General features: G+C 40.6%; 20 protein-coding genes. 11 read left to right on the top strand and 9 right to left on the bottom strand.

All coding sequences use genetic code 11. The features are described from left to right. Positions 1-137 precede the first annotated feature (137 nt). Both trpA and IJ00_RS25130 read left to right on the top strand, forming a co-directional pair. Positions 138-938: a tryptophan synthase subunit alpha gene (gene trpA, locus IJ00_RS25135; protein WP_035158024.1), complete on the top strand. Its 801-nt coding sequence runs from the start codon at positions 138-140 to the stop codon at positions 936-938. A 274-nt stretch (positions 939-1,212) separates the two neighbouring features. Further along, complete coding sequence (locus IJ00_RS25130; protein ID WP_201782652.1) at positions 1,213-1,851, top strand: heterocyst differentiation related protein; 639 nt, start codon at positions 1,213-1,215, stop codon at positions 1,849-1,851. Between the two features lie 136 nt (positions 1,852-1,987). Here the strand turns inward: IJ00_RS25130 and IJ00_RS25125 are convergent, their stop codons facing one another. After that, on the bottom strand, positions 1,988-2,611 hold the full coding sequence (locus tag IJ00_RS25125; RefSeq protein ID WP_035158023.1) for a type I restriction endonuclease: 624 nt from the start codon (positions 2,609-2,611) through the stop codon (positions 1,988-1,990). A gap of 527 nt (positions 2,612-3,138) precedes the next feature. Here IJ00_RS25125 and IJ00_RS25120 point away from each other — a divergent pair. Next, on the top strand, positions 3,139-3,759 hold the full coding sequence (locus tag IJ00_RS25120; RefSeq protein ID WP_035159604.1) for a TMEM165/GDT1 family protein: 621 nt from the start codon (positions 3,139-3,141) through the stop codon (positions 3,757-3,759). A 211-nt stretch (positions 3,760-3,970) separates the two neighbouring features. On the opposite strand, the gene IJ00_RS25115 is transcribed toward IJ00_RS25120, so the two are convergent. Further along, entirely contained in the window at positions 3,971-5,659 is a 1,689-nt protein-coding gene (locus IJ00_RS25115) for a DUF3352 domain-containing protein (RefSeq protein WP_035158022.1), read from the bottom strand. Positions 5,660-6,043: 384 nt separating this feature from the next. On the opposite strand from IJ00_RS25115, the gene IJ00_RS25110 reads away from it, so the two are divergent. The 5 genes from IJ00_RS25110 to IJ00_RS25090 all read left to right on the top strand — a co-directional run bounded on the left by IJ00_RS25110 (position 6,044) and on the right by IJ00_RS25090 (position 11,469). Further along, positions 6,044-6,403: a rhodanese-like domain-containing protein gene (locus IJ00_RS25110; protein WP_035158021.1), complete on the top strand. Its 360-nt coding sequence runs from the start codon at positions 6,044-6,046 to the stop codon at positions 6,401-6,403. A gap of 316 nt (positions 6,404-6,719) precedes the next feature. Further along, positions 6,720-7,793, top strand: coding sequence for a heat-inducible transcriptional repressor HrcA (gene hrcA / locus IJ00_RS25105; RefSeq protein ID WP_035158019.1), 1,074 nt, complete (start codon positions 6,720-6,722; stop codon positions 7,791-7,793). A gap of 12 nt (positions 7,794-7,805) precedes the next feature. Continuing rightward, positions 7,806-8,483 (top strand): hypothetical protein, encoded by a 678-nt coding sequence (locus IJ00_RS25100; protein ID WP_035158017.1) that lies wholly within the window; start codon positions 7,806-7,808, stop codon positions 8,481-8,483. 241 nt (positions 8,484-8,724) lie between these two features. Then, positions 8,725-10,416, top strand: a complete 1,692-nt coding sequence (crtO, locus tag IJ00_RS25095) for a beta-carotene ketolase CrtO (protein ID WP_035158015.1) — start codon at positions 8,725-8,727, stop codon at positions 10,414-10,416. Between the two features lie 285 nt (positions 10,417-10,701). After that, positions 10,702-11,469, top strand: coding sequence for a hypothetical protein (locus IJ00_RS25090; protein WP_035158013.1), 768 nt, complete (start codon positions 10,702-10,704; stop codon positions 11,467-11,469). Between the two features lie 27 nt (positions 11,470-11,496). Here the strand turns inward: IJ00_RS25090 and IJ00_RS25085 are convergent, their stop codons facing one another. From IJ00_RS25085 to cysE, 7 genes are all read right to left on the bottom strand, one after another. After that, positions 11,497-12,036, bottom strand: coding sequence for a (2Fe-2S) ferredoxin domain-containing protein (locus IJ00_RS25085; protein WP_035158011.1), 540 nt, complete (start codon positions 12,034-12,036; stop codon positions 11,497-11,499). Positions 12,037-12,231: 195 nt separating this feature from the next. Further along, positions 12,232-12,435 carry a putative nitrogen fixation protein NifT gene (nifT, locus tag IJ00_RS25080; protein WP_035158009.1) on the bottom strand — a complete coding sequence of 68 codons (204 nt, stop codon included), beginning with the start codon at positions 12,433-12,435 and terminating at the stop codon, positions 12,232-12,234. Further along, on the bottom strand, positions 12,432-12,692 hold the full coding sequence (locus IJ00_RS25075) for a nitrogen fixation protein NifZ (protein ID WP_238178394.1): 261 nt from the start codon (positions 12,690-12,692) through the stop codon (positions 12,432-12,434). The genes nifT and IJ00_RS25075 overlap by 4 nt, the downstream gene beginning before the upstream one ends. Before the next feature lies 1 nt (position 12,693). Beyond that, positions 12,694-13,827 (bottom strand): homocitrate synthase, encoded by a 1,134-nt coding sequence (gene nifV, locus IJ00_RS25070; RefSeq protein WP_035159602.1) that lies wholly within the window; start codon positions 13,825-13,827, stop codon positions 12,694-12,696. A 771-nt stretch (positions 13,828-14,598) separates the two neighbouring features. Further along, complete coding sequence (locus IJ00_RS25065; protein ID WP_082127394.1) at positions 14,599-14,799, bottom strand: DUF2949 domain-containing protein; 201 nt, start codon at positions 14,797-14,799, stop codon at positions 14,599-14,601. Between the two features lie 508 nt (positions 14,800-15,307). Beyond that, entirely contained in the window at positions 15,308-15,565 is a 258-nt protein-coding gene (locus IJ00_RS25060) for an Asr1405/Asl0597 family protein (protein ID WP_035158006.1), read from the bottom strand. 57 nt (positions 15,566-15,622) lie between these two features. Beyond that, positions 15,623-16,393 (bottom strand): serine O-acetyltransferase, encoded by a 771-nt coding sequence (cysE, locus tag IJ00_RS25055; RefSeq protein WP_035158004.1) that lies wholly within the window; start codon positions 16,391-16,393, stop codon positions 15,623-15,625. Positions 16,394-17,946: 1,553 nt separating this feature from the next. Here cysE and nifB point away from each other — a divergent pair. The 3 genes from nifB (at position 17,947) to nifS (ending at position 21,154) form a co-directional block, all read left to right on the top strand. Then, a complete protein-coding gene (nifB, locus tag IJ00_RS25045; RefSeq protein ID WP_035158002.1) occupies positions 17,947-19,383 on the top strand; it encodes a nitrogenase cofactor biosynthesis protein NifB in 1,437 nt (478 codons plus the stop codon). 127 nt (positions 19,384-19,510) lie between these two features. Continuing rightward, positions 19,511-19,858: a DUF362 domain-containing protein gene (locus IJ00_RS25040; RefSeq protein ID WP_035158001.1), complete on the top strand. Its 348-nt coding sequence runs from the start codon at positions 19,511-19,513 to the stop codon at positions 19,856-19,858. An 87-nt stretch (positions 19,859-19,945) separates the two neighbouring features. After that, on the top strand, positions 19,946-21,154 hold the full coding sequence (gene nifS, locus IJ00_RS25035; protein ID WP_035158000.1) for a cysteine desulfurase NifS: 1,209 nt from the start codon (positions 19,946-19,948) through the stop codon (positions 21,152-21,154). Positions 21,155-21,230 lie beyond the last annotated feature (76 nt).

The raw sequence follows: 21,230 nt of genomic DNA, 5'->3' as shown, positions 1-21,230 counted from the left end.
TCGTCTTTTCATTTATGAAGGTCAGTATAAAATCAGTTAGCAGTTATCAAACAGTTCACTGTTTATCTTGGTCGTGCTTTAATTTTGAATTGATAATTTTGAATTTTGAATTCCCCGGAGGGGTTGACTAGTAAGTAATGACTCGAATATCTGATTGTTTTGCGGCTCTTGCCCAGGGAAACAACTGTGCTTTAATACCTTTTATTACAGCTGGGGATCCCGATTTACAGACTACTGCTCAAGCTTTAGAAATTTTGGATCGCCAGGGAGCGGATTTAATTGAGTTAGGTGTACCCTATTCTGACCCCCTAGCGGATGGTCCGGTAATTCAAGCAGCTGCAACTCGTGCTTTACAACGGGGAACCACCCTCGATCAAGTTTTAGAGATGCTGGGGGGGGTGATACCAAAGTTGCGATCGCCAATTATTCTGTTTACTTATTACAATCCGATTTTAAATCGTGGTATCGACAAGTTTCTCCAACAAATTGCCGCAATTGGGGTATCAGGTTTAGTTGTTCCTGATTTACCTCTAGAGGAAGCGGATAACTTGCTCAAACCCGCAGCTGTTTTGGGTATAGATGTGATATTGTTGATTGCTCCTACTAGTTCCCCTGAGAGAATCAAGGCGATCGCCAACTCTTCCCAAGGGTTTATCTATCTTGTCAGTGTTACCGGGGTGACAGGAATGCGCTCGCAAATGGGAACACGAGTATCAGATTTACTTATAGAGATTCGTAAGGTTACTGATAAGCCCATCGGTGTAGGTTTCGGAGTATCGCAACCAGAACAAGCTCAAAAAATTCGAGAATGGGGTGCAGATGGGGTGATTGTGGGTAGTGCTTTTGTGAATAGATTAGCTGAAGGTTCCCCAGATGAGGGGTTACAGTCCATCGGTGAATTTTGTCAAAGTCTCAAGCAGGCGATCGCCACTCCTTGAATACACTCACCTATTGAGGTATTGCCAATTTCCGGAAGGTAGATTAAAAAAGTCTAATGCTTGATTTTTTTGTCACCTTCCTTGGTAGACAATTTAACAGATATAGTCTTGAATATATAAAGCAGATATGAGCCGATAAAAAAAATCAGTAACAATACTCAGGTATAGCCCTGTTTGATTGTTATCTACAGTAGATTAAGGTATAAATTTATGAGTGTGAGAGTGTGTTCGCTATTTGTATCTGTAATTACGTCGCATTTAAGAGGCAAAGGCGATGAGTGAAAGTATGGCGTTTATCGGTGGAGTTGCGGTAGCTGGATTAGCCGCTCTTCTATTACTTAAGGGTACGGGTAGCCCCGTACAATCGAATGTGGCTATGCCTTCGATTCAAATGCCGACTATGTCGCAAATGCAACCCCCAACCTATACTAATCCCTACCAAACTCAGCCCCTCAATCCATCTCCCACTGCTCCCACAACCGATGAGCGGATTGCTATGGAACGGACAAAGATGGAAAATGAGGTACTGAAAAAAGAAAATGAGCAACTGAAAAGCCAAATACAGCAGTATCAGTCCCAAATCCAAGCCTACAATTACTATCAGCAGCAGCAACAAATCAGTAATCAACAAAACTTGAATTCTGCACGGTTGCCCCAAGCTGCTAATCCCTGGTGGAACTCTAATATTATTTGGTTAGTGGGTGGTGTAACTCTCACTGTTGGTGGTGGTATTGTCGTGGCTGGAGTGTTATCTTTATTCTCTCCCAAGCAGCGTTCAACTCGAACCATCCAAGTGATTCATCCTTACAACGGTTCCGGTGGGGCGATCGCTCCTGTACGTAGAGCCGAATTTTTACCTCCTCGTAACGAAGTCAGGCGGGTAGAAGAAGCTGAATATGATGATAATTACTAGTATTTCTTTCTAGCTAATTATCTGTAGTTATATAGTTATGTGTTTTGCGTCAATTCTACCTAATTGGCAAATTTTGTCTTGGGAGTTTTTTGCCATAACTTTCAAGTCAATAATTTAGCCTAATATTCCTGTGCAACTACCTGCTACTTACACTCAATTTTCTCAATATACTTAATACTTGATATAGCTCATTTTCTCTTCTAAATAAGGTAAATTTATCTGAAAGAGCATAGGTAGACTTATCTGCTTTGAGAAGTTTGATAAATTGAAAGTCATCTCCATTTGTCACTAATCCAAATATAGGTTTCTCCCCATCGGGGTTTGCCATCATATAGCTTAAAGCTTGGGGAATCGCAGGTAAAAGAGAGATATTTGCTTGCTTCGACTCCACAACTAATAACCAGAGTTGGTTTTGAATTACTAAAATATCTATACGTCCACGAATTATCTCCTCCTGTTCAGGGATAGAAATTTCGATAGATTTTTCCGTCGTAATTGTAAATGGTTCATAATAGAAACCAGCTAAATCTAACAGTGGAGATAATACCACTAATTTAACAGCATCCTCTAAAACGGGTGGACGTTTAATCAGACTGAGAAAATTACGTTTTACCCTATCTAAATATTCCTTTTCAACTTCGTTAATTGACGGTAAATCTGTTAATTCTGTCAAGAAAATTTCATCAGTACTTAACTTCAGAGCAAATTTTGTCTCTAAAGTTGCCAGGGTGACATCTTGTGTGGCGATCGCTGGAACCATAGCTATCCCAGAATGATGTTACTACTATAACTATTGTATCGTCACACAACTAAATCAAGAATATTTGATTGCAAGTATTTTGATTGGAGACAGATGACAAAATTGTCACCAAATCTTGTCTGTGCTGCAATCTCTAGAATTAACTTTCAAAATAGTTATACTACTAGTTAAATCTGGGTAAATGCCCATATTTGCACTCAACTTATTTCTAAATTTTTCATTGTTCTCTCATATTTTCCATTACGACTTTACTTCCAATTACAGATAGAGATATAATTAGTACAAATATGAAGGGGAGTAGCTACTGACTAATATAGATATAAATAATCTGCATAGTCGGTACACCTGAATCAACATACTGGTGATGAACCTGGTTCCGGTGACAAGCAAGAAATCAGAAATTTTTTCCCAATTGGTAGCGAGACCTTCACTTAGTTTCACGCAAAGAACGTGTGGAGCTTAGTGAGGTCTTTTATCAGTCTCATCAAGCTCCAGACGCTGCAATTATTATTCAGGAGTTTGAGAGAGTGCTAACTGCTTTTACTGCGGGCTTATTATTAATCACCGTTTCGGAACTGGGTGACAAAACTTTCTTTATCGCTGTCATTTTATCAACACAACATCCCCGACGCTTGGTATTACCGGGAGTAATTGCCGCCTTAGCAGCGATGACAATATTGTCTGTGGTTTTAGGGCAAGCAGTATCCTTATTACCTAAAGTTTTAATTGACTATGCGGAAATAGTTTTATTTATTGCTTTTGGTATCAAGCTAATATATGACGGCAGTAAGATGTCTCAGAACAGTTGTGAGACGGAAGTTGTGGAAGAAGCGAAGGAAGTTATAGCCAAAGCAGAAGCGCAGTTAAAGCAAAAAAATGCCTGGGCAATTTTCTTAGAAGCCTTTGTTTTGACTTTCATGGCAGAGTGGGGCGATCGCACTCAATTTGCGACTATTGCTTTAGCTGCTAGTAATAACGTCTTCGGTGTAACTGCTGGGGCAATTTTAGGACATTCCATCTGTGCAATTATCGCCGTTAGTTGTGGTAAATTAATTGCCGGCAGAATTTCCGAGCGACAGCTAACTCTCATCGGTGGTGGTTTGTTTATCCTCTTTGGTATTATCGCCGCAGTGGAAATGACTGTTTAGTAGGGGTGAGGGAGTGTGGAGAAAAAATCAGTCGTGGCGATCGCGAATGATTCCCAAAATACTCCGAGATAGCGCAACTTTGCCTAGATTTTCCAGAGAAGCAGAGAATTTTACCATTCCCCACTCCCCTTCCCTCACGGTAAACATCACTTATCACTCATTACTCATTACTCATCACTCATTACTCATCACTCATTACTCATTCCCCACTTCACAACCCATCTAGTTGTAAGAAAATTCCTCCTTTGAGGGTATTTGCTTGATTACCATAGCTACTGATAGTTAGCGATCGCAGATTTTGGAAGAAAGGTTTTTCTAACACCTCTACAAGTTTGAGAATAGGTATTTGACTTTCGAGAATATCTCGACTATCTTGCCAATCAAGATAAGCATATCCCTGATTTATTTGAGGAATAGCAGCCACACTATTTTGGAAATTACGATTATCCAGAAGTGATTTTTCCTGGGGATTAATTACAGCATCGATAACATCTAAGGATGAAGCCAAAATATCGTAATTGCCTTGACTAGTATGAATTCCATATACCTGCGCTGATAAATTATAGCCCTTTGAACTATTCGTCTTTTTCTCAGCCGTTAATTTTGTCCAAGTCGAAACTTCCTGTTTACCTAGGGCAATAGTATTTAGAGAAAGTCCCTTTTCTTTGGCAATTTCATCTAAATGACTCACCGATTCCGCAGTCTCTGGTGATTTTTCCGCCACTAAAATCCAATCAGGAGAATTTTTAATGCCATGGGTAAATAATCCCAAAGCATATTCACCCTTCACCCAAGGAAAGATATCCTGGGATAAATTAATTCCCAAACTTTTTTCCCACTCTCTTAAAGGTTTGAATAATCCAGCCTCAGAAGAATTACCAGAAACCACCGTGGCAATTTGTTGACCAAACTGTGCCAAATTACTATTAGTTAAATTACTCAAATCCTTACCAGCAAATACCATGCTGGCAAAGCTAGGAATATACTGCAAAGCTCCCACAGGTTTCTCTAATGGTGCTAAATTTGGTAGACTCTCCCCTGCTGCTAGTAAAGTAGTTTCTGCTAAGACACCTTTACCCGGAATAGCAAGAGAAATTAATTCCTGATTATAGGTAGGGGTTGATAATTTTAAACCCTGCCAATTCGCCACCATAGGTAAATTCAAAAAAGCTACACCTAATCCACCCTTGGGTAATTCCTGGATAACTTTTTGGTATTTGGAAGAACTAGTTAAATTCGTATCCGGAGCTTGCACATTATTAATCGCTTCCCGCAAAACTCGGTGATCATTAGCAAGCAAAATAAAATCGTCACCGATCGCCGCACCTGCAAGATGATTCTGTATCGGTGGTTGGGTATTAGTCAGCTTTTCCTTGATAGCTACCTGGGGAAAATCGTAAAGTATTTTAATACCTTCATACTCTTCCGTAGTTAAATTTGTCCCCGCAAGGGTACGTTTAGAGAAGAGTAAATCCACAAACTCGCGGCTTTTTTCTGGCTTCTTAGTCGCCAAAGCTACAAGATAACCGGGTTGTTTGCCATTTTTCCCATCACCATCAATGTCTGGAGTCGTTACCGCTAGGGTGATTTCATTCCCCAGCCAAGGGCGAATATCCTGATTGTAATCCAGGGATATGTTACCAAATATACTGGATTTAATTTTTGCTAATTCTGTATCTTTAACTAAATTGGATAGTTTCTTTCCGTCTACAAGTAAAGATGCCATGACTGGTGCTTGCTTAGACACAAAAATAGCAGCTTCGGGTTGTCTACCAGTTCCAGCATTCCCCAGGACTTTCAAAGATGCACTACTGAGGGCGTTACTGCAACCATTGAGACAAGTAATTAGGAATACACAGAAGCTAACTTTTACTAAATGTAACAATAAGTTTTGTTTCATAGAAATGATTGCGTTCCAGAATAGAACTTGGCGCGATCGCCCGATGACAGGAGAAAAAATCAACCTGTCTCAGTACTTGCACCACAGAATATTAAACCGTCTTCTTTGACCGAAAAGTCGCTTTGCTAAAGAAAATTTTTATGAGTGATGGGGAGTGAGCAATGAGTAATGAGTGGAGTGGAGACTAGGGAATGAGTAACGAGTAGTCATAGGAAATGCTTGCTCTGAGGGGAATCGAGTCGGGAGTGGGTGAAAGAGAACAACTTTTCGCGTTGACTTTTGAGTTTCCCTTATCCCCTAATTTGATAATCATTGCTTCTACTCATGCCAATGCAGACCCTTTTCTGTCAACATGAATAATATAGGATTGTTTACAAAAACTTCATGTCCGGTACACCCTTTACCCAACCTCTAGCTCAAGTTTCCGTCCAAGAGTTACAACAGCGCTTATCTGCTGGCGATCGCTCTATACAATTGATAGATGTACGCGAACCTCAAGAAGTGGCGATCGCTAGTATTGATGGTTTCCTGAATCTTCCCCTAAGTCAGTTTGCCGAATGGTCAGAAAATATCCATGCTCGCCTAGAACAGGATGCTGAAACCCTGGTACTCTGTCATCATGGCATCCGTTCAGCTCAAATGTGCCAATGGTTAATTGCCCAAGGCTTTACAAATGTTAAAAATATTTCCGGTGGTATTGCTGCCTATTCTCAAATTGTAGACCCGGATATTCCCCAATATTAGGATTTTACCCCTGAGTCATTAACCAATGACCATTGAAGAATTAGTAGCAGAACACACAGCCACTGGGAATATTTTATGTCAGCATACCTAAATAATAGGTATTGTCTAGTTAATACCGTAAAATCGATTTATTCAATTTAGCTGTGTTCCCAAAGAATGATGTCAGTAATTGACAGGAAGTAATTGGGAAAATCTCTGTCAATATATGCAGACAATTTCCTACCCTGCTTATTATTCACTCCTTTGGAAATACTCTCTATAAATTCCCTAATTTTTTCACTATTGCTTAAAAATCGGCTTTAATAAACCATACCCTATGCAAGTCCAGCTTACTAATCGACAACAGCACATCCTTTGGGCAACTGTACGTCACTATATCGCTACAGCAGAACCTGTGGGTTCCAAAGCATTGGTAGAAGAATACGACTTGGGTGTTAGCTCGGCGACTATTCGCAATATCATGGGAATACTAGAAAAATCCGGACTACTCTACCAACCCCACACCTCATCTGGACGTATACCCTCAGACTCTGGCTACAGAATATATGTAGACAAATTAATTACTCCCTCAGAAACCCTAACACGACAGGTAGAAACCGCACTCCAAAAACGTTTGAAGCGAGAAGATTGGAGTTTAGAACTATTACTCCAAGGAGCAGCCCAAATTCTGGCAACTCTCAGTGGCTGCATTACCCTAATTACCATGCCCCATAATAGTACCGCCGTCCTGCGTCACCTGCAATTGGTGCCCATAGAAGCGGGAAAAATTATGCTAATTGTAGTCACAGACGGTTATGAAACCCATTCCAACCTGCTTGATTTACCACCCCGCACTGATACAGAAGCAGATGGGGAGTACATAGAGCGAGAATTACAAATAGTTTCCAACTTTCTCAACGAACATCTGCGAGGACGTAGTTTACTAGAAATATCGACCTTGAATTGGAGTGAATTAGATCAGGAATTTCACCATTACAGCGAATTTCTGAAAATATCTCTTTTGGAACTTGCCAGACGTACCTTTAACCCCACAACAACACAAATTATGGTGAGGGGTGTATCAGAAGTGCTACGTCAACCGGAGTTTTCCCAGTTACAACAAGTCCAAACAATTATCCAACTATTGGAGGAAGAACAGGAACAGCTGTGGCGGTTAATATCTGAAGAGCCAGAAGCAGAAGATACCAATAAACCACGGGTGACAGTGCGAATTGGCGCAGAAAACCCCCTAGAACCGATACGTAGCTGTAGTTTAATCTCCTCTAGCTATCGTCGAGGTAATGTCAACATTGGTAGTGTTGGTGTCTTGGGACCAACTCGTTTAGACTATGAAAGCGCGATCGCAGTTGTCACAGCTGCTGCTGATTACCTCTCAGAAGCTCTCAGTTAAAACCTCTAATTTATGAATCAAAAAATCGTCCTTTGGGCATTGTGGCTAGGTTTTACTACCTATGCCTTTTTATTTGCGCCACCAGATCAACCTGATACCTTCAATTTAATCACAAACCTTTCTACGGGAGCATGGCAAGGTATTAATCCTTTAATTATTGCCCTGTTTAACATTATGGGTGTCATAGCCACAGCTTACACCTGTTTGATGTATATCGATGGTAGGGGGCAAAAAATACCCGCTTGGCTATTTGCCACAGCATCTCTTGCCGTTGGAGCTTTTGCTATTATTCCCTACCTCGCTTTACGCCAAGCAAATCCTACATTTCCAGGTAATAAAAACCTGTGGTTAAAAATTCTTGATTCTCGAATTACAGGAATATTCTTAACAATTGCAGCCATAATTCTCATCACCTACGGTGTTACCCAAGGAGACTGGAATAACTTTATTCAGGAATGGCAAACAAGCCGTTTTATTCATGTGATGAGTTTAGATTTTTGTGTGCTTTCTATCCTACCATTTATTCTCATTACTGATGATATTTCCCGTCGTCCCAGCAAAAACTCACAACTATTAAACCTGCTGGCTTTTATTCCCCTATTCGGCATGTTAATTTATCTATGTGTTCGTCCATCACTCCCAGAAAATGAAACTATGCCGGAAAAATTAGGTAATCTTTCAACTCAATAACCAAGAGTAAATTCAGCCTCTCCATGAAATATTATTCCTGGGGGTTAAGATGTTATGTACCTAAGTTTGTATATGGAACCGCAGGGAGCAGTAAGAAAGAAAATTTGACTTTTTTTCAGGCAAATACACATATACAATTTAAATACATTACAACTTATCTGGGCTGAAATACCTTGCAAAATTACCAGAAATATCATTAAATTTATACCTACAAAAAAACAACCTACCATCTCTAAAACCTATGCAAACCTATGATGTAATTATTATTGGTGCTGGACACAACGGTTTAGTTTGTGCTGCCTATCTACTTAAAGCAGGTTATAGTGTTCTTCTATTAGAAAAACGCTCCGTTCCCGGTGGTGCTGCAACTACAGAAGAATGTTTACCAAAGGAAGCACCAGGATTTAAATTTAACCTCTGTGCCATTGACCATGAATTTATTTTCTTAGGTTCTGTGATTCAAGAGTTAGAACTAGAAAAATATGGTTTAGAATATCTACAATGCGACCCTGTGGTTTTTTGTCCCCATCCCGACGGCAAATATTTTTTAGCACATAAATCCCTAGAGAAAACCTGTGCTGAAATTGCTCAATTTAGCCCCAGAGATGCCCAGAAATATGCTGAATATACAGATTATTGGTTAAGAGCAATTAATGCCATAGCTCCCATGTTTAGCGCTCCGCCAAAATCCATTATTGATATTGCCGGCAACTATAATACTCATAAAATTAAAGATTTATTTTCAGTTTTAGGTTCTCCAGGTAAAACTCTGGATTTTGTTCGTAATATGCTATCAAGTGCTGAAGATATTTTAAATGAATGGTTCGATTCAGAATTTCTCAAAGCACCCCTAGCTAGACTCGCAGGAGAAATGGGAGTACCCCCTTCTCAAAAAAATTTAGGAATTGGCTCAATGATGATGGCAATGCGTCACCAACCAGGAATGGCAAGACCTCGCGGTGGTACAGGTGCATTAGTCGCAGCTTTAGTCAATTTAGTTAATCAAAAAGGTGGGGTCATTCTGACTGATCAATATGTAGAGAAAATCTTAATTGATAATGGTAAAGCTGTTGGTGTTAGAGTGAGTAATAGTCAAGAATATAGGGCGAATTATGGAGTAATTTCTAATATTGATGCTCAAAGATTATTCTTGCAATGTGTAGATAAAAGTGATGTGGACGCAGCAGATCCAGAATTGTGGGAAAGGCTAGAAAGAAGGATTATTAATAATAATGAAACTATTCTGAAAATAGATTTAGCCTTAGATGAACCGTTAGAATTTAGCCATCATCAACATCGAGATGAATTTCTGATTGGTTCTATTCTGATTGCGGATTCAGTTGCCCATGTAGAACAGGCACATAGTAAATGTATGGTGGGGGAAATTCCCGATTCTAACCCATCCATGTATGTGGTGATGCCTAGTGCTTTAGACCCTACATTAGCACCTCCAGGTAAACATACTTTGTGGATAGAATTTTTTGCCCCCTATCAAATAGCTGGAGCTGAAGGTACAGGATTAAAAGGTACAGGTTGGACTGATGAATTAAAGTATAAAGTGGCTGATAGGGTCATAGATAAACTAGCAGAATATGCTCCCAATGTGAAAAATGCAATTATTGCTCGTCGAGTCGAAAGCCCTGCGGAATTAGGAGAAAGATTAGGTGCATATAAGGGTAATTATTACCATATTGATATGACCTTAGAACAAATGGTATTTTTCCGTCCTTTGCCAGAAATTGCCAACTATAAAACACCCATAGAAAATCTATTTTTAACAGGTGCTGGAACCCATCCTGGTGGTTCTATTTCGGGAATGCCGGGGCGTAATTGTGCTCGCGTATTCTTGCAAACTCAACAACCATTTATTCAGACTTTTCGGGATGCCAAGGATTCTGTTCTCGCAACCTGGGGTGCAATTTTCAAGAATTAAATCAAAATCAGGTTAGTTGGGAATTACATCAGATATGTGAGGCTGTAAAACTGGTAAAATTTAGTAAATAGATGTTCCACCGAAACGTCCCTACAGATTTATCTAGATGATGCTAATTTCCAGAATATCCCAATAGAAAACTGGTGTAACGGTAAATTTTTCCCAATCTCCGAATACCTAAGTCTGCCAAATGAGTAAAATTTGACAATTTCGCACTGAAATTTTCCCATTGTGGCAATCAACTGGTACGATGTTAATCGCACGAGACAACTTAACTAGCGTCCTATGTCTATAATTGCTCTGAGAGCATGGTATCTGGAAAATTACGAGCCAATTCATGAGTTGGAAAAACGTCCACCAGATATGCGCTTGAGTAAAAAAAGTCTATTAAAGTCTGCTTTGCGAGCGGATTTTTTAGAAGATATTGAGGAAATCAGGAAGTCTGTGTGGTTTGGACGCTATCTGGAAGGGGAAAATATTGAGTTTTATATAGAGGGTAGTGGTGGGTATTGTGTAGCTAATATTGATTTAATTAGCCACGAAATTTATTTTACCAAGCAAGCAGTTTTAGCACAGTTAGAGCCAACAATATTTTTTTCTGGACAGAAAGAATTTGCCCAAGCAAGTATTGCCGTGCGAGATGTTTTAACTCAGACAGTGGAGAGTTTAAATTTGCGATCGCGCTTACCGTTAAAGTTAGTTGAGTATCAACGTCCGAAGGAAGGTGCGACTCGTTTAAGTACAGCAATGTTACGTAAAATCCGTAAAAGCTTACTATTTGTTGCCGATATTACCGCGATCGCCACCATTGAGCATTCCGAATCCCCCCAACTGATTCCCAGTCCCCAGGTTTGTCTAGAAATGGGGTATGCAATGCAAAGCAAGCGCTCAGAGCAAATTCTCCTCACCCAAATGCAACATCCAGAATTATCCGGTAAGCTTCCCTTTGATATCCCCCCGACCCAATTTGTCCCATTTACCGATGTGCCAGAACTTACCAAAGTCTTACCCGCAGCAATTGAAAATCAGCTGACGCGATTTCGGTTATTTTGAACTGGTTAGTAGGCAATAGGGAAAAACTTACAAATTGTCTGACAACAGGGAGGCGATCGCCTCTGGCTGCATTTTCTTGTATTCTTTTTTACCTAATTTCACTATACAATTGGGAGCGCTGCCACAACGCTTTTGGCAACCAGTAGTCTCAATTTCTACCCGATCCCGTAAACCATGCTCACACAGAGTTTTCTCCAACTCTGAGATTAAACCCTGACCACCACGTTTTTTACAACCCGATTTTTGACAAACCAGAATTTTTGCCTTGGGTTTGAGATGACGTTCGATTTGATGCTTAGGGCAAATTCCTAGGGGTTTGACACCGTAAACCTTAAATTTAATTTTTCCTGTATGGGTATTTAATTTACTAACACCAAATATCCGGATTAACTCACCTGATTCTAAAGAAGTCCCCAGAGGATTACGTAACTCCGGTGGTAACTTTAAGCGTACTTCCCCAGAGGCGATCGCCAACTGCAAATATTTCCGTTCCTTACTAGCACCATTGACAAACCCCAGAAACTGTCCTTCTAGGTCGAATTCAGATAATGTTAGGAATTTGCCCATTGTTGTGGATTTTGGATAAATAGTATTGTCTTGATTAACCTCACTCAGATACGCAGAGAAAAAATGATTTAGGAGTATTTAGAGAAATACTCTTAAATTAATTAACAGAAATGGTACTTACAAAAAGAACAAAGTATGAAGTATATAATCACTCATAAACTTCATTCTTCATCCTCCTAAATAGTTGATGCCAATTTATGACAGTCTTTTCGCTTCCACTGTCAGGGGCAATTGGGAAGGATCAGGTAGAGAAGTAAAAGCTAATTCCCAACCGTTAGCAAGAGTCAAAATAGTTCCTTGCTCACTATCGGTTTCCTTAACTACTTCCTCTTCCAAATCTTTTTTGGCAACATAAACGACCAAATGACCTGCATTATTTTGCCTCAGCATCACTTTCATAATTCTCCGTCTCCTGCTTCAATTAATTCCAATTCTTTCTTCTTGCAACCAACAATGAACCCTGTATGGATGAAATGTACTGCATAAATATAGGAACGCTGCAAAAACGTACCAATACTGATGACGTAACCGATATCCCCCTTATTCGCCAATACTTTCCCTATTTCCTGTCCGGGAAAAGTACCATCATTTTTAATTAATTTACGTAGACGTACTTTGTCACCGATATTAAAATCTGGTGGATCGTTGAGCTCCATTTCATCGGAGAGCGTGGACATATTTTCCCTCTTCAACTAAATGCAACAATTCTTGTGTCGTCAAACTACGTTTTTTCTGTATGGATTGTTGGCGTACTGCTTCTAAAATTGATTGGGCTTCCTCCGAGTTAGGATTAATACCATATTGTTGAAGGATGCTTGTCAGCAAATGGCGACCCGAATGCTTACCTACTACTAAACGCCGCTCTCGACCCACCTCTTCTGGGGCAAAAGGTTCGTAAGTATTAGGGTTTTGCATTACACCATGGGCATGAATTCCCGACTCGTGGGTAAAGGTATTTTCACCAACGATCGCCTTCCAAGGTGGAACACTACTATTAGATGCGGCGGCAACCAGTCGAGATAAGTCCAACAATCGAGGTGTATCGATACCTAAATCCACATCATAGAGACGCTTCAGAGCCATCACCACCTCTTCTAGAGCAGCATTTCCAGCCCTTTCACCCAAACCATTCACCGTCGTATTCACAGATGCAGCACCAGCTTTTATCCCTGCTAAAGCATTTGCAGTCGCTAATCCTAAATCATTGTGAGTATGTATCTCTACGGGAACAGATAGCCAGGTGACTAGACGTTTTACCCTTTTATAGGTCGTGAAGGGGTCAAGAATCCCCACAGTGTCACAAAAACGGAATCGTGACGCACCCCATTCTTGGGCGTAATGAGCAACATCTAACAGAAAGCTGTCCTCAGCACGGGAAGAATCCTCCCCACCAACAGCCACCCACAGACCTTGATCTACAGCAAAGCTGATGCTGTCTCTGAGTTGTTGTAGAGTCACTCGCCACTGACCATGAAACTTGGCTGCAATTTGAATCCCAGAAACCGGGATAGAGATATGTACACGCTTGAGACCGGCTGCTATGGATGCTTGGATGTCAGAAATTACAGCACGATTCCAGCCTAGCAGTTTTGCTTGTAAACCTAAATCAGCAATTACCGCGATCGCCCTTGTTTCTTCATCACCCATAGCTGGGATACCAACTTCGATTTCCTGGACACCAATGGCATCTAAAAATCTGGCGATCGCTACTTTTTCTTCTAGGTTAAAAGCAACACCCGCAGCTTGTTCTCCATCACGCAGAGTTGTATCATTAATCAAGATTTGAGTCATTGCAAAAATACCTCTATGGCAGCTCATTTCACACCATTTCGCGGTAGATGTCCTCCTTTCGGGTAATCACAGAAATTATGAGATTACAGGGCTTGTTGTCGTTACACAAGGAAGGAAATTCATCGACTTCTGACAGCAGTGAAGGAAAGAAACAAGTCAGTGATCATGGGTTAAATAGGTGACATCATCAGTAAATTTTGCTCCCTATCTTCTATCATTTCTCACTTTCTGGCTTGTATCTTGTCTCCCATCCACTAAAATTGATTTGCCAATAAGTCTAATTTCATCTGATCAGAAATCACAGTATACTTGTTACCCCATCTCTCACCCAGGTTAAACTGATGGCAACATATCTATAACTTCTTCTCATCATTAGCTTATTCACCCAATCATTCTTACTCAATTAGTCACCTGAATTCTGTATGGCATCAAACCAGCAATCAGTATAATTTAAGGATTATTCTCCTCATGAATTTTTGTGACATCATCCATCATCAGTAAACAGATATAACTGTTACTTATCGCTGAGAAAATTAATAGCCCAAATCCCGCAATTAATGTTGAAAACATTAGAATATCCTCATATTTAGCTCTAAGTAATTAATCATTTCTCCAACTCACGCAGGTATAAATATTCAGGAAAGTTAAAAATACTCATCTATGAACAGAAAACACCCTCCATCAAACCTCTAAGCACTGAGAACGCAGTTACAATGAAAACTCTTATATCTTTGGGCAGCGAACAGATACCAACCTGTTCTTCTGGCAATACTAACTTTCCTGATCTAACCAGTCAAAAATCTTCTCTAGCTGTTCAATATTTACCAGCCCATACTGCCATAATAACATCGGTAGAGGGGCTGCATCCGACTTCCGTTGGCGTAGTGCCACAGCAATATCTCCACTCGACAGTTCTAGCTCATTCTGCAAAAAATCTATAAACTTAATATCACTGTGACGTTTGACCACCATATCAGATTAGACCTCTTCACCTAGTCAGCAATACAACATTCATGAAACGTTAACTTTTTGCCCATAGAAAATATCAGAATGATTTAAGAATTACATGGCTGAAAATACTCTGAAAATCTGTTAAATTATAAACAGAAAAATCCTAATTATCGTCAGCAATTAGATAAATTACCATTCTTGCATATCTGATGATTGCAAAGAGAAATATTCCTCACAATTTATCAGTATCAAAGATAAAATTATAGGCAATCCATAACTTAAATAAATGTTGCAGATTCGATGGATGATGGGGCTGGTTTTCTGACAAAATAATCATATTCTCAGCCTTCATCCTGTGTTGTTGTCATACCATTAAATCTTTAGAAAAATTGTCTAGGATAACAAGCTATAGGTAGAGAATAAGCTAATAGATAGTGAATCGATGACAAAACCCGCTCACTTGCTCTTCACATTGATTCTACAGATAAGCTCTCATGATAAAGCCTATTTCTCTCCTCATAGCATTTTTCTAGAATCCCAAGTCAGGAAACCAACAGCTTTCTAAATAGTCAACCAAGTCTTGACGACTAGCAGTAAATCGTTTGACGATACTATAAACAAGAATTGCCGTCAGACAATCATCTATTTGTACTGCCAGAGAACCATCAGATAGACAAGCACAGGGAATCATTAACTCTTGCAAACGGTGAAAAACTAGCCAGCGATCGCCAACAGGAACCTCAACTAGATAACCGCTTGCAGCATCAAAACTACAAGGTTGAAACATAAGAGTTAGGTAATGGGTAATGGGTAATAGAAAAGCAGATAAAATTTAACAACAACACTACTTTTGTAAATTTTCTACCTGTCGCTCTAATTGTTCAATTCGTAAGAGCAAGGAACGAATCATAGTCGCTTCCACATCGGGTAACTTCCCATGTTCCAAAGGAGAAATTCGTATATCCTTCTGTTTACGAGAAATATTTCTTCCAGGAATCCCAACAACAGTACAATCAGCAGGAACATCCCTTAAAACTACCGAACCTGCACCAATACGTACATGATTCCCAACCTGAATATTTCCCAAGACTTTTGCACCCGAACCAACAACAACATTATCCCCAAGGGTAGGGTGACGTTTACCACTCTCTTTACCAGTCCCACCAAGGGTGACACCCTGATAAATTAAGCAATAATCACCAATAATTGCTGTTTCTCCAATCACGACACCCATGCCATGATCGATAAACATACCTTTACCAATAGATGCACCAGGGTGAATTTCAATCCCAGTTAAAAAACGCGCAATATGTGACATCAAACGTGGGAGAAAACTTACACCCCGACGGTACAACAAATGGGCAAAACGATGTAAGCAGAGTGCATGAAATCCGGGATAACAAACAAGTACTTCTAACCAATGACGTGCAGCTGGATCGCGTTCAAAGATAATGCGAAAATCACTCAATAAATGTTCAAAAAAAACAGTTTTTGAACCAATTGTGTGTGCTGTGTGATGCCCTGACTGATGCCCTATTTCCTCTTGATAAGAATCCGCACAATCCGGCATTTTTGCAGTATTCGCATTTCGGTTACTATCTAAAGTCTGTTGCATCGGTACTGTCTCATTTAAAAAAGCCGTGTGCTATTTTTCTGCTTATACCAGATGAATTGTAACGACATAATACAATTAGCCATGATTGTATTTATTGAATTGATTAAGGCTCTACTCAATGCTGTAAATCTAGATGTCAACCCCATTACAAATCATTTTGGGGTTAGGGGTATGAGACTTTTTGATGTCAGGGTACAAGAATTTTTAGGGTTAGGAATCAGTATTGATGTACTCAAGCTCAACCTAGACAGAGTAATCCTTTGAGCTAATTCTGAAAAAATATTTTTGCATAACTTAATAGGTACTCAATCGCAATGTTTTTGTAGAGAAAAGTAAAAATCTGTATCTGCAATCACTATATATATTAGGAATGGAGCATAACTAAGGAGTTTGACAGTTACCATCAAAACCCTTTCCTTTCTTGGTTGTTGCTGTTCACCGCAAACAGGAGCTAGAATCTTATTAAGAGTTATTCTCATTTTCCTGGAATGACTAATTTATCTGAAAGCTTGTTTCATCGCCACTTTCTGACCAACACCTGAAAAATTAAAAAAATATAAATTGCATTTTTTAGCAAAAAAAAAGTGATATGTTAGATACAGAATTGAATTTCGCACGTTTCTGGGGTAGCCCTCCGTAAACTACTCCAGATTTCCAAACATCACAGTTCTCTACAAAATCAGCTAAATTTTTCCCACCTAAGATAGAATCGTTATCCCAGACAAAGATAGTTAAATAGAGTTCACAGGCATTTCGTGATTTTGTTCATTTCGCCCTTGTTGAAAACACCCCACTCTGTCATTGCTGCACGGGTACGCCACAAAGCTAGGTTAGCCGCCACCATTAACTAGATTTGCAAACAGGAGCATCAAAAATTAAAACTGCTAAACGAAACTTAAAACTTGCCTCAAACCCTGACTCTGACTACGTTGTGGATGAGTACAATAAAACTTGTACCCTACTCTGTAAATGCCAGTCCCCCTGCCCGGAAATACTAGCACCTCGTCCCGAAAAAAAAATTCCAGATTTCTTAATCCTTGCATTGTCGGGATTGCAGATTTTGAGTACAAACTTAATAAACCTAATAAATATTATCCAGGGATTTATCGACTGCACCTGGGAAGCGACTGATATAAAACATATATCGCCAATCACTTGACGCGCCAATAACAAAAGGAGCGATGAGTGAGTGGAGGGATGAGATAGCACCATGCCCCTGTGAACAGAAGTCGCGCCTGTCGGCACAAAGCACCCACATCTTGTGCGTTGACACACACCAGCCGAGACATTTGGGTTTTATAGCCTAACCTATCAGACGCGACTTCGATTCTTTATATAATTTGGGATAATTATCACCAAAGAGTATAAATACTTTCAAAATTCAAAATTCAAGGTTAAAAATGTTGATTTCTAATCTTGCACTTTGAGTGTTGATAATTTCAGGTATTTGGTACTAATACTACTTGAGGCGGGCAAAAATTGAAATTTTTCATCCTCAATAGTTTTGATTCTCCCACAGTGGCAGCTCACGTACCCGACTTTTGCGAAATTCAATGTCTCCACAGTCAACAGGCCTCGTTTCCCCTCTCGTTACGGAACCTTCTTCTGCTTCAGCGAAAGCGAAATCTGGTGGCTGCGGGTGCAGCAGCAGCGCCACCGTGGAAATGGATGAGAAGCTGAAAGAACGGATTGCTACCCACCCTTGCTACAGTGAAGAAGCTCATCATCACTATGCACGGATGCACGTCGCTGTAGCCCCTGCTTGTAACATTCAATGCAACTATTGCAATCGCAAGTATGACTGCGCGAACGAAAGTCGCCCTGGGGTAGTTAGCGAAGTGCTGACACCAGAAGAAGCAGCCCATAAAGTGCTAGTGATTGCCAGCAAGATACCCCAGTTATCCGTTGTGGGTATTGCAGGTCCTGGGGATCCTCTAGCGAATCCCGAAAAAACCTTCCGCACTTTTGAGTTGATCGCAGACAGCGCACCTGATATTAAGTTGTGCTTATCAACCAACGGTTTGATGCTGCCAGAATATATAGACAAGATTAAACAACTAAATATAGACCACGTTACCATCACCATTAATATGGTGGACCCAGAAATCGGTGCCATGATTTATCCTTGGGTTCACTACAAACGCAAACGTTATAGAGGAATTGAAGGCGTTAGAATTCTGCACGAAAAGCAGATGGAAGGCTTGCAGGCACTGAAAGAAGCTGATATTCTTTGTAAAGTTAACTCTGTAATGATTCCTGGTGTAAATGACCAGCATTTGCCAGAAGTTAACAAGATGATTCAGCAGTATGGTGCATTTCTGCACAATATTATGCCTTTGATTTCTGCACCAGAACATGGCACTCACTTTGGTTTAACCGGACAACGGGGACCAACACCGAGTGAATTAAAAGAACTGCAAGATAAATGTTCTGGTAAGATGAAAATGATGCGGCACTGTCGCCAATGTCGTGCCGATGCCGTCGGTCTGTTAGGTGAAGACCGTAGCCAAGAATTCACCAAGGCAAAGATAGCCGATAGCCCTGCCGTATATGATTTAGAGAAACGCCAAGAAGTTCACGCAGGTATCGAGAAGTTCAGAGAGGAACTGCAACTAGCCAAACAAACAGTTGAGACAAATCATAGTCAGTCTCACAGTCAAAAGATTCTAGTAGCAGTAGCAACCAAAGGTGGCGGTTTAGTAAATCAACACTTTGGTCATGCCAAGGAATTCCAAGTATACGAAGTTGATGGCAAAGAAGTGAAGTATGTTGGTCATCGGCGCGTAGACTTGTATTGCCAAGGTGGCTACGGCGAAAAAGCGACCTTAGAACATATCATCCAGGCGATCGCGGATTGCAAAGCCGTACTTGTTGCCAAAGTGGGCGAGGAACCCAAGGGTAAATTGCAAGCTGCTGGTATCCAACCTGTAGAAGCTTATGACGTGATTGAGAAGGTTGCTTTAGAGTTTCACGCTCAATACGTGAAATAAAGGGAAAAGGCAATGGGAAAAGGGAAGGTTTCATATTCCCAATTCCCAATTACGATTACCAGATTCATTACCCATGACCGATTACCCAGCACCCCAACCTCACTCACTCTCCTGAAGGAGTAAAGTCATGGCTTACAAGATTACCGGTCAGTGCATTACTTGCAACCTGTGTGATTCCGTCTGTCCCACGGACGCAATCAAAAAAGTTAATGGTAGTCCCTGGATTGATCCAGAACTGTGTACAAACTGTATTGGCAGTATTCATACAGTTCCCCAATGTATTGCTGGTTGCCCAACCTGTGATGGATGTGTGCAAATTTCCACTGATTACTGGGAATCTTGGTTTTCTACCTATGAACGCTTAGTCAAAAAATTAACTAAAAAACAAGATTATTGGGAGAAATGGTTTAGCGTTTATTCGCATAAATTCTCCGAACAACTACAAAAACGTCAGCAGCACCAAGCAACTTTTTAGTTGTTAGTTATCAGTTAACGATTAACGGTTAACGCTGATTAGTTAACTGATGACACCCTTGCTTATTCTGAAAGAGAACTGAAAGCAATGCAAAGAAACTGTATTTACCTCGACAATAATGCCACCACAAAAGTAGATCCAGCAGTTGTAGAGGCAATGATGCCATACATTACGGACTATTATGGTAATCCTTCAAGTATGCACACGTTCGGTGGGCAGGTCGCTAAAGCAGTTAAAATTGCTAGAGAGCAAGTTGCTGCCCTCCTTGGTGCTGATGAAACAGAAATAGTCTTTACAAGCGGTGGTACAGAAGGCGATAATGCAGCTATCCGCGCTGCCCTATTAGCTCAACCGGAAAAACGTCATATCATCACCACCCAGGTAGAACACCCTGCTGTCTTAACCCTGTGTAAACAACTGGAAACCCAAGGTTACAGTGTCACCTATCTTTCCGTGAATCAGCATGGACAACTGGATTTAGATGAGTTAGATGCTGCCTTGACTGGTAATACTGCCTTAGTCAGCATTATGTATGCAAATAACGAAACAGGCACAGTATTCCCCATCGAAGAAATTGGTGCTAGAGTTAAGGCAAAAGGTGCTATATTTCATGTAGATGCAGTGCAAGCCGTTGGTAAGCTGCCCCTGAACATGAAGAACAGCACTATTGATATGCTGGTCATGTCAGGTCATAAGATTCACGCTCCCAAAGGTATAGGTGCATTGTACATCCGCCGAGGTGTAAGATTCCGTCCCCTGATAATCGGTGGTGGACAGCAACGCGGACGACGTGCTGGAACAGAAAACGTTCCTGGACTGGTCGCCCTAGGGAAAGCCGCAGAACTGGAATTGTTGCATATGGAAGAAGCAACAGCCAGAGAAATTAAACAGCGCGATCGCCTAGAAAAAACTATCCTTTCCTTAATTTCCGACTGCGAAGTTAACGGTGATATTACTCAGAGATTACCGAACACAACTAACATCGGTTTTAAATATATCGAAGGAGAAGCCATTCTCCTACACCTGAATCAACACCAAATTTGTGCATCTTCCGGCTCTGCTTGCAGTTCCGGTTCCCTGGAACCTTCCCACGTCCTGCGGGCAATGGGTTTACCCTACACCACCTTACATGGTTCCATCCGCTTCAGTCTTTGTCGCTACACCACTGAAGCCGAAATCGACAAAGTAATTGAGGTTCTACCAGGGATTATTCAACACCTGCGTGACCTCTCCCCCTTCAAGAACGATCAAGCTGCCTGGTTACAACAGCACGAACAGGTACTCACCCATCGCTAAAGTTTGAGGAGAAAGACCCATTACCCATTCTCCCATTACCCATTCCCAAACCCCCAATCTCAAACCCTAAATCTAT

Origin of the sequence: Calothrix sp. 336/3 (assembly GCF_000734895.2) — a bacterium.
Taxonomy (GTDB): Bacteria; Cyanobacteriota; Cyanobacteriia; order Cyanobacteriales; family Nostocaceae; genus 336-3.
Note: the sequence above shows the minus strand (reverse complement) of the source record. Positions and strands in the feature narration are given on the sequence as shown.

What these genes read in the sequence shown, in the direction of transcription:
- trpA (WP_035158024.1), top strand. Translation starts at nt 138, where the DNA reads ATGACTCGAATATCTGATTGTTTTGCGGCTCTTGCCCAGGGAAACAAC.
- IJ00_RS25130 (WP_201782652.1), top strand. Translation starts at nt 1,213, where the DNA reads ATGAGTGAAAGTATGGCGTTTATCGGTGGAGTTGCGGTAGCTGGATTA.
- IJ00_RS25125 (WP_035158023.1), bottom strand. Translation starts at nt 2,611, where the DNA reads ATGGTTCCAGCGATCGCCACACAAGATGTCACCCTGGCAACTTTAGAG.
- IJ00_RS25115 (WP_035158022.1), bottom strand. Translation starts at nt 5,659, where the DNA reads ATGAAACAAAACTTATTGTTACATTTAGTAAAAGTTAGCTTCTGTGTA.
- IJ00_RS25110 (WP_035158021.1), top strand. Translation starts at nt 6,044, where the DNA reads ATGTCCGGTACACCCTTTACCCAACCTCTAGCTCAAGTTTCCGTCCAA.
- hrcA (WP_035158019.1), top strand. Translation starts at nt 6,720, where the DNA reads ATGCAAGTCCAGCTTACTAATCGACAACAGCACATCCTTTGGGCAACT.
- IJ00_RS25100 (WP_035158017.1), top strand. Translation starts at nt 7,806, where the DNA reads ATGAATCAAAAAATCGTCCTTTGGGCATTGTGGCTAGGTTTTACTACC.
- crtO (WP_035158015.1), top strand. Translation starts at nt 8,725, where the DNA reads ATGCAAACCTATGATGTAATTATTATTGGTGCTGGACACAACGGTTTA.
- IJ00_RS25090 (WP_035158013.1), top strand. Translation starts at nt 10,702, where the DNA reads ATGTCTATAATTGCTCTGAGAGCATGGTATCTGGAAAATTACGAGCCA.
- IJ00_RS25085 (WP_035158011.1), bottom strand. Translation starts at nt 12,036, where the DNA reads ATGGGCAAATTCCTAACATTATCTGAATTCGACCTAGAAGGACAGTTT.
- nifT (WP_035158009.1), bottom strand. Translation starts at nt 12,435, where the DNA reads ATGAAAGTGATGCTGAGGCAAAATAATGCAGGTCATTTGGTCGTTTAT.
- IJ00_RS25075 (WP_238178394.1), bottom strand. Translation starts at nt 12,692, where the DNA reads ATGGAGCTCAACGATCCACCAGATTTTAATATCGGTGACAAAGTACGT.
- nifV (WP_035159602.1), bottom strand. Translation starts at nt 13,827, where the DNA reads ATGACTCAAATCTTGATTAATGATACAACTCTGCGTGATGGAGAACAA.
- IJ00_RS25065 (WP_082127394.1), bottom strand. Translation starts at nt 14,799, where the DNA reads ATGGTGGTCAAACGTCACAGTGATATTAAGTTTATAGATTTTTTGCAG.
- IJ00_RS25060 (WP_035158006.1), bottom strand. Translation starts at nt 15,565, where the DNA reads ATGTTTCAACCTTGTAGTTTTGATGCTGCAAGCGGTTATCTAGTTGAG.
- cysE (WP_035158004.1), bottom strand. Translation starts at nt 16,393, where the DNA reads ATGCAACAGACTTTAGATAGTAACCGAAATGCGAATACTGCAAAAATG.
- nifB (WP_035158002.1), top strand. Translation starts at nt 17,947, where the DNA reads ATGTCTCCACAGTCAACAGGCCTCGTTTCCCCTCTCGTTACGGAACCT.
- IJ00_RS25040 (WP_035158001.1), top strand. Translation starts at nt 19,511, where the DNA reads ATGGCTTACAAGATTACCGGTCAGTGCATTACTTGCAACCTGTGTGAT.
- nifS (WP_035158000.1), top strand. Translation starts at nt 19,946, where the DNA reads ATGCAAAGAAACTGTATTTACCTCGACAATAATGCCACCACAAAAGTA.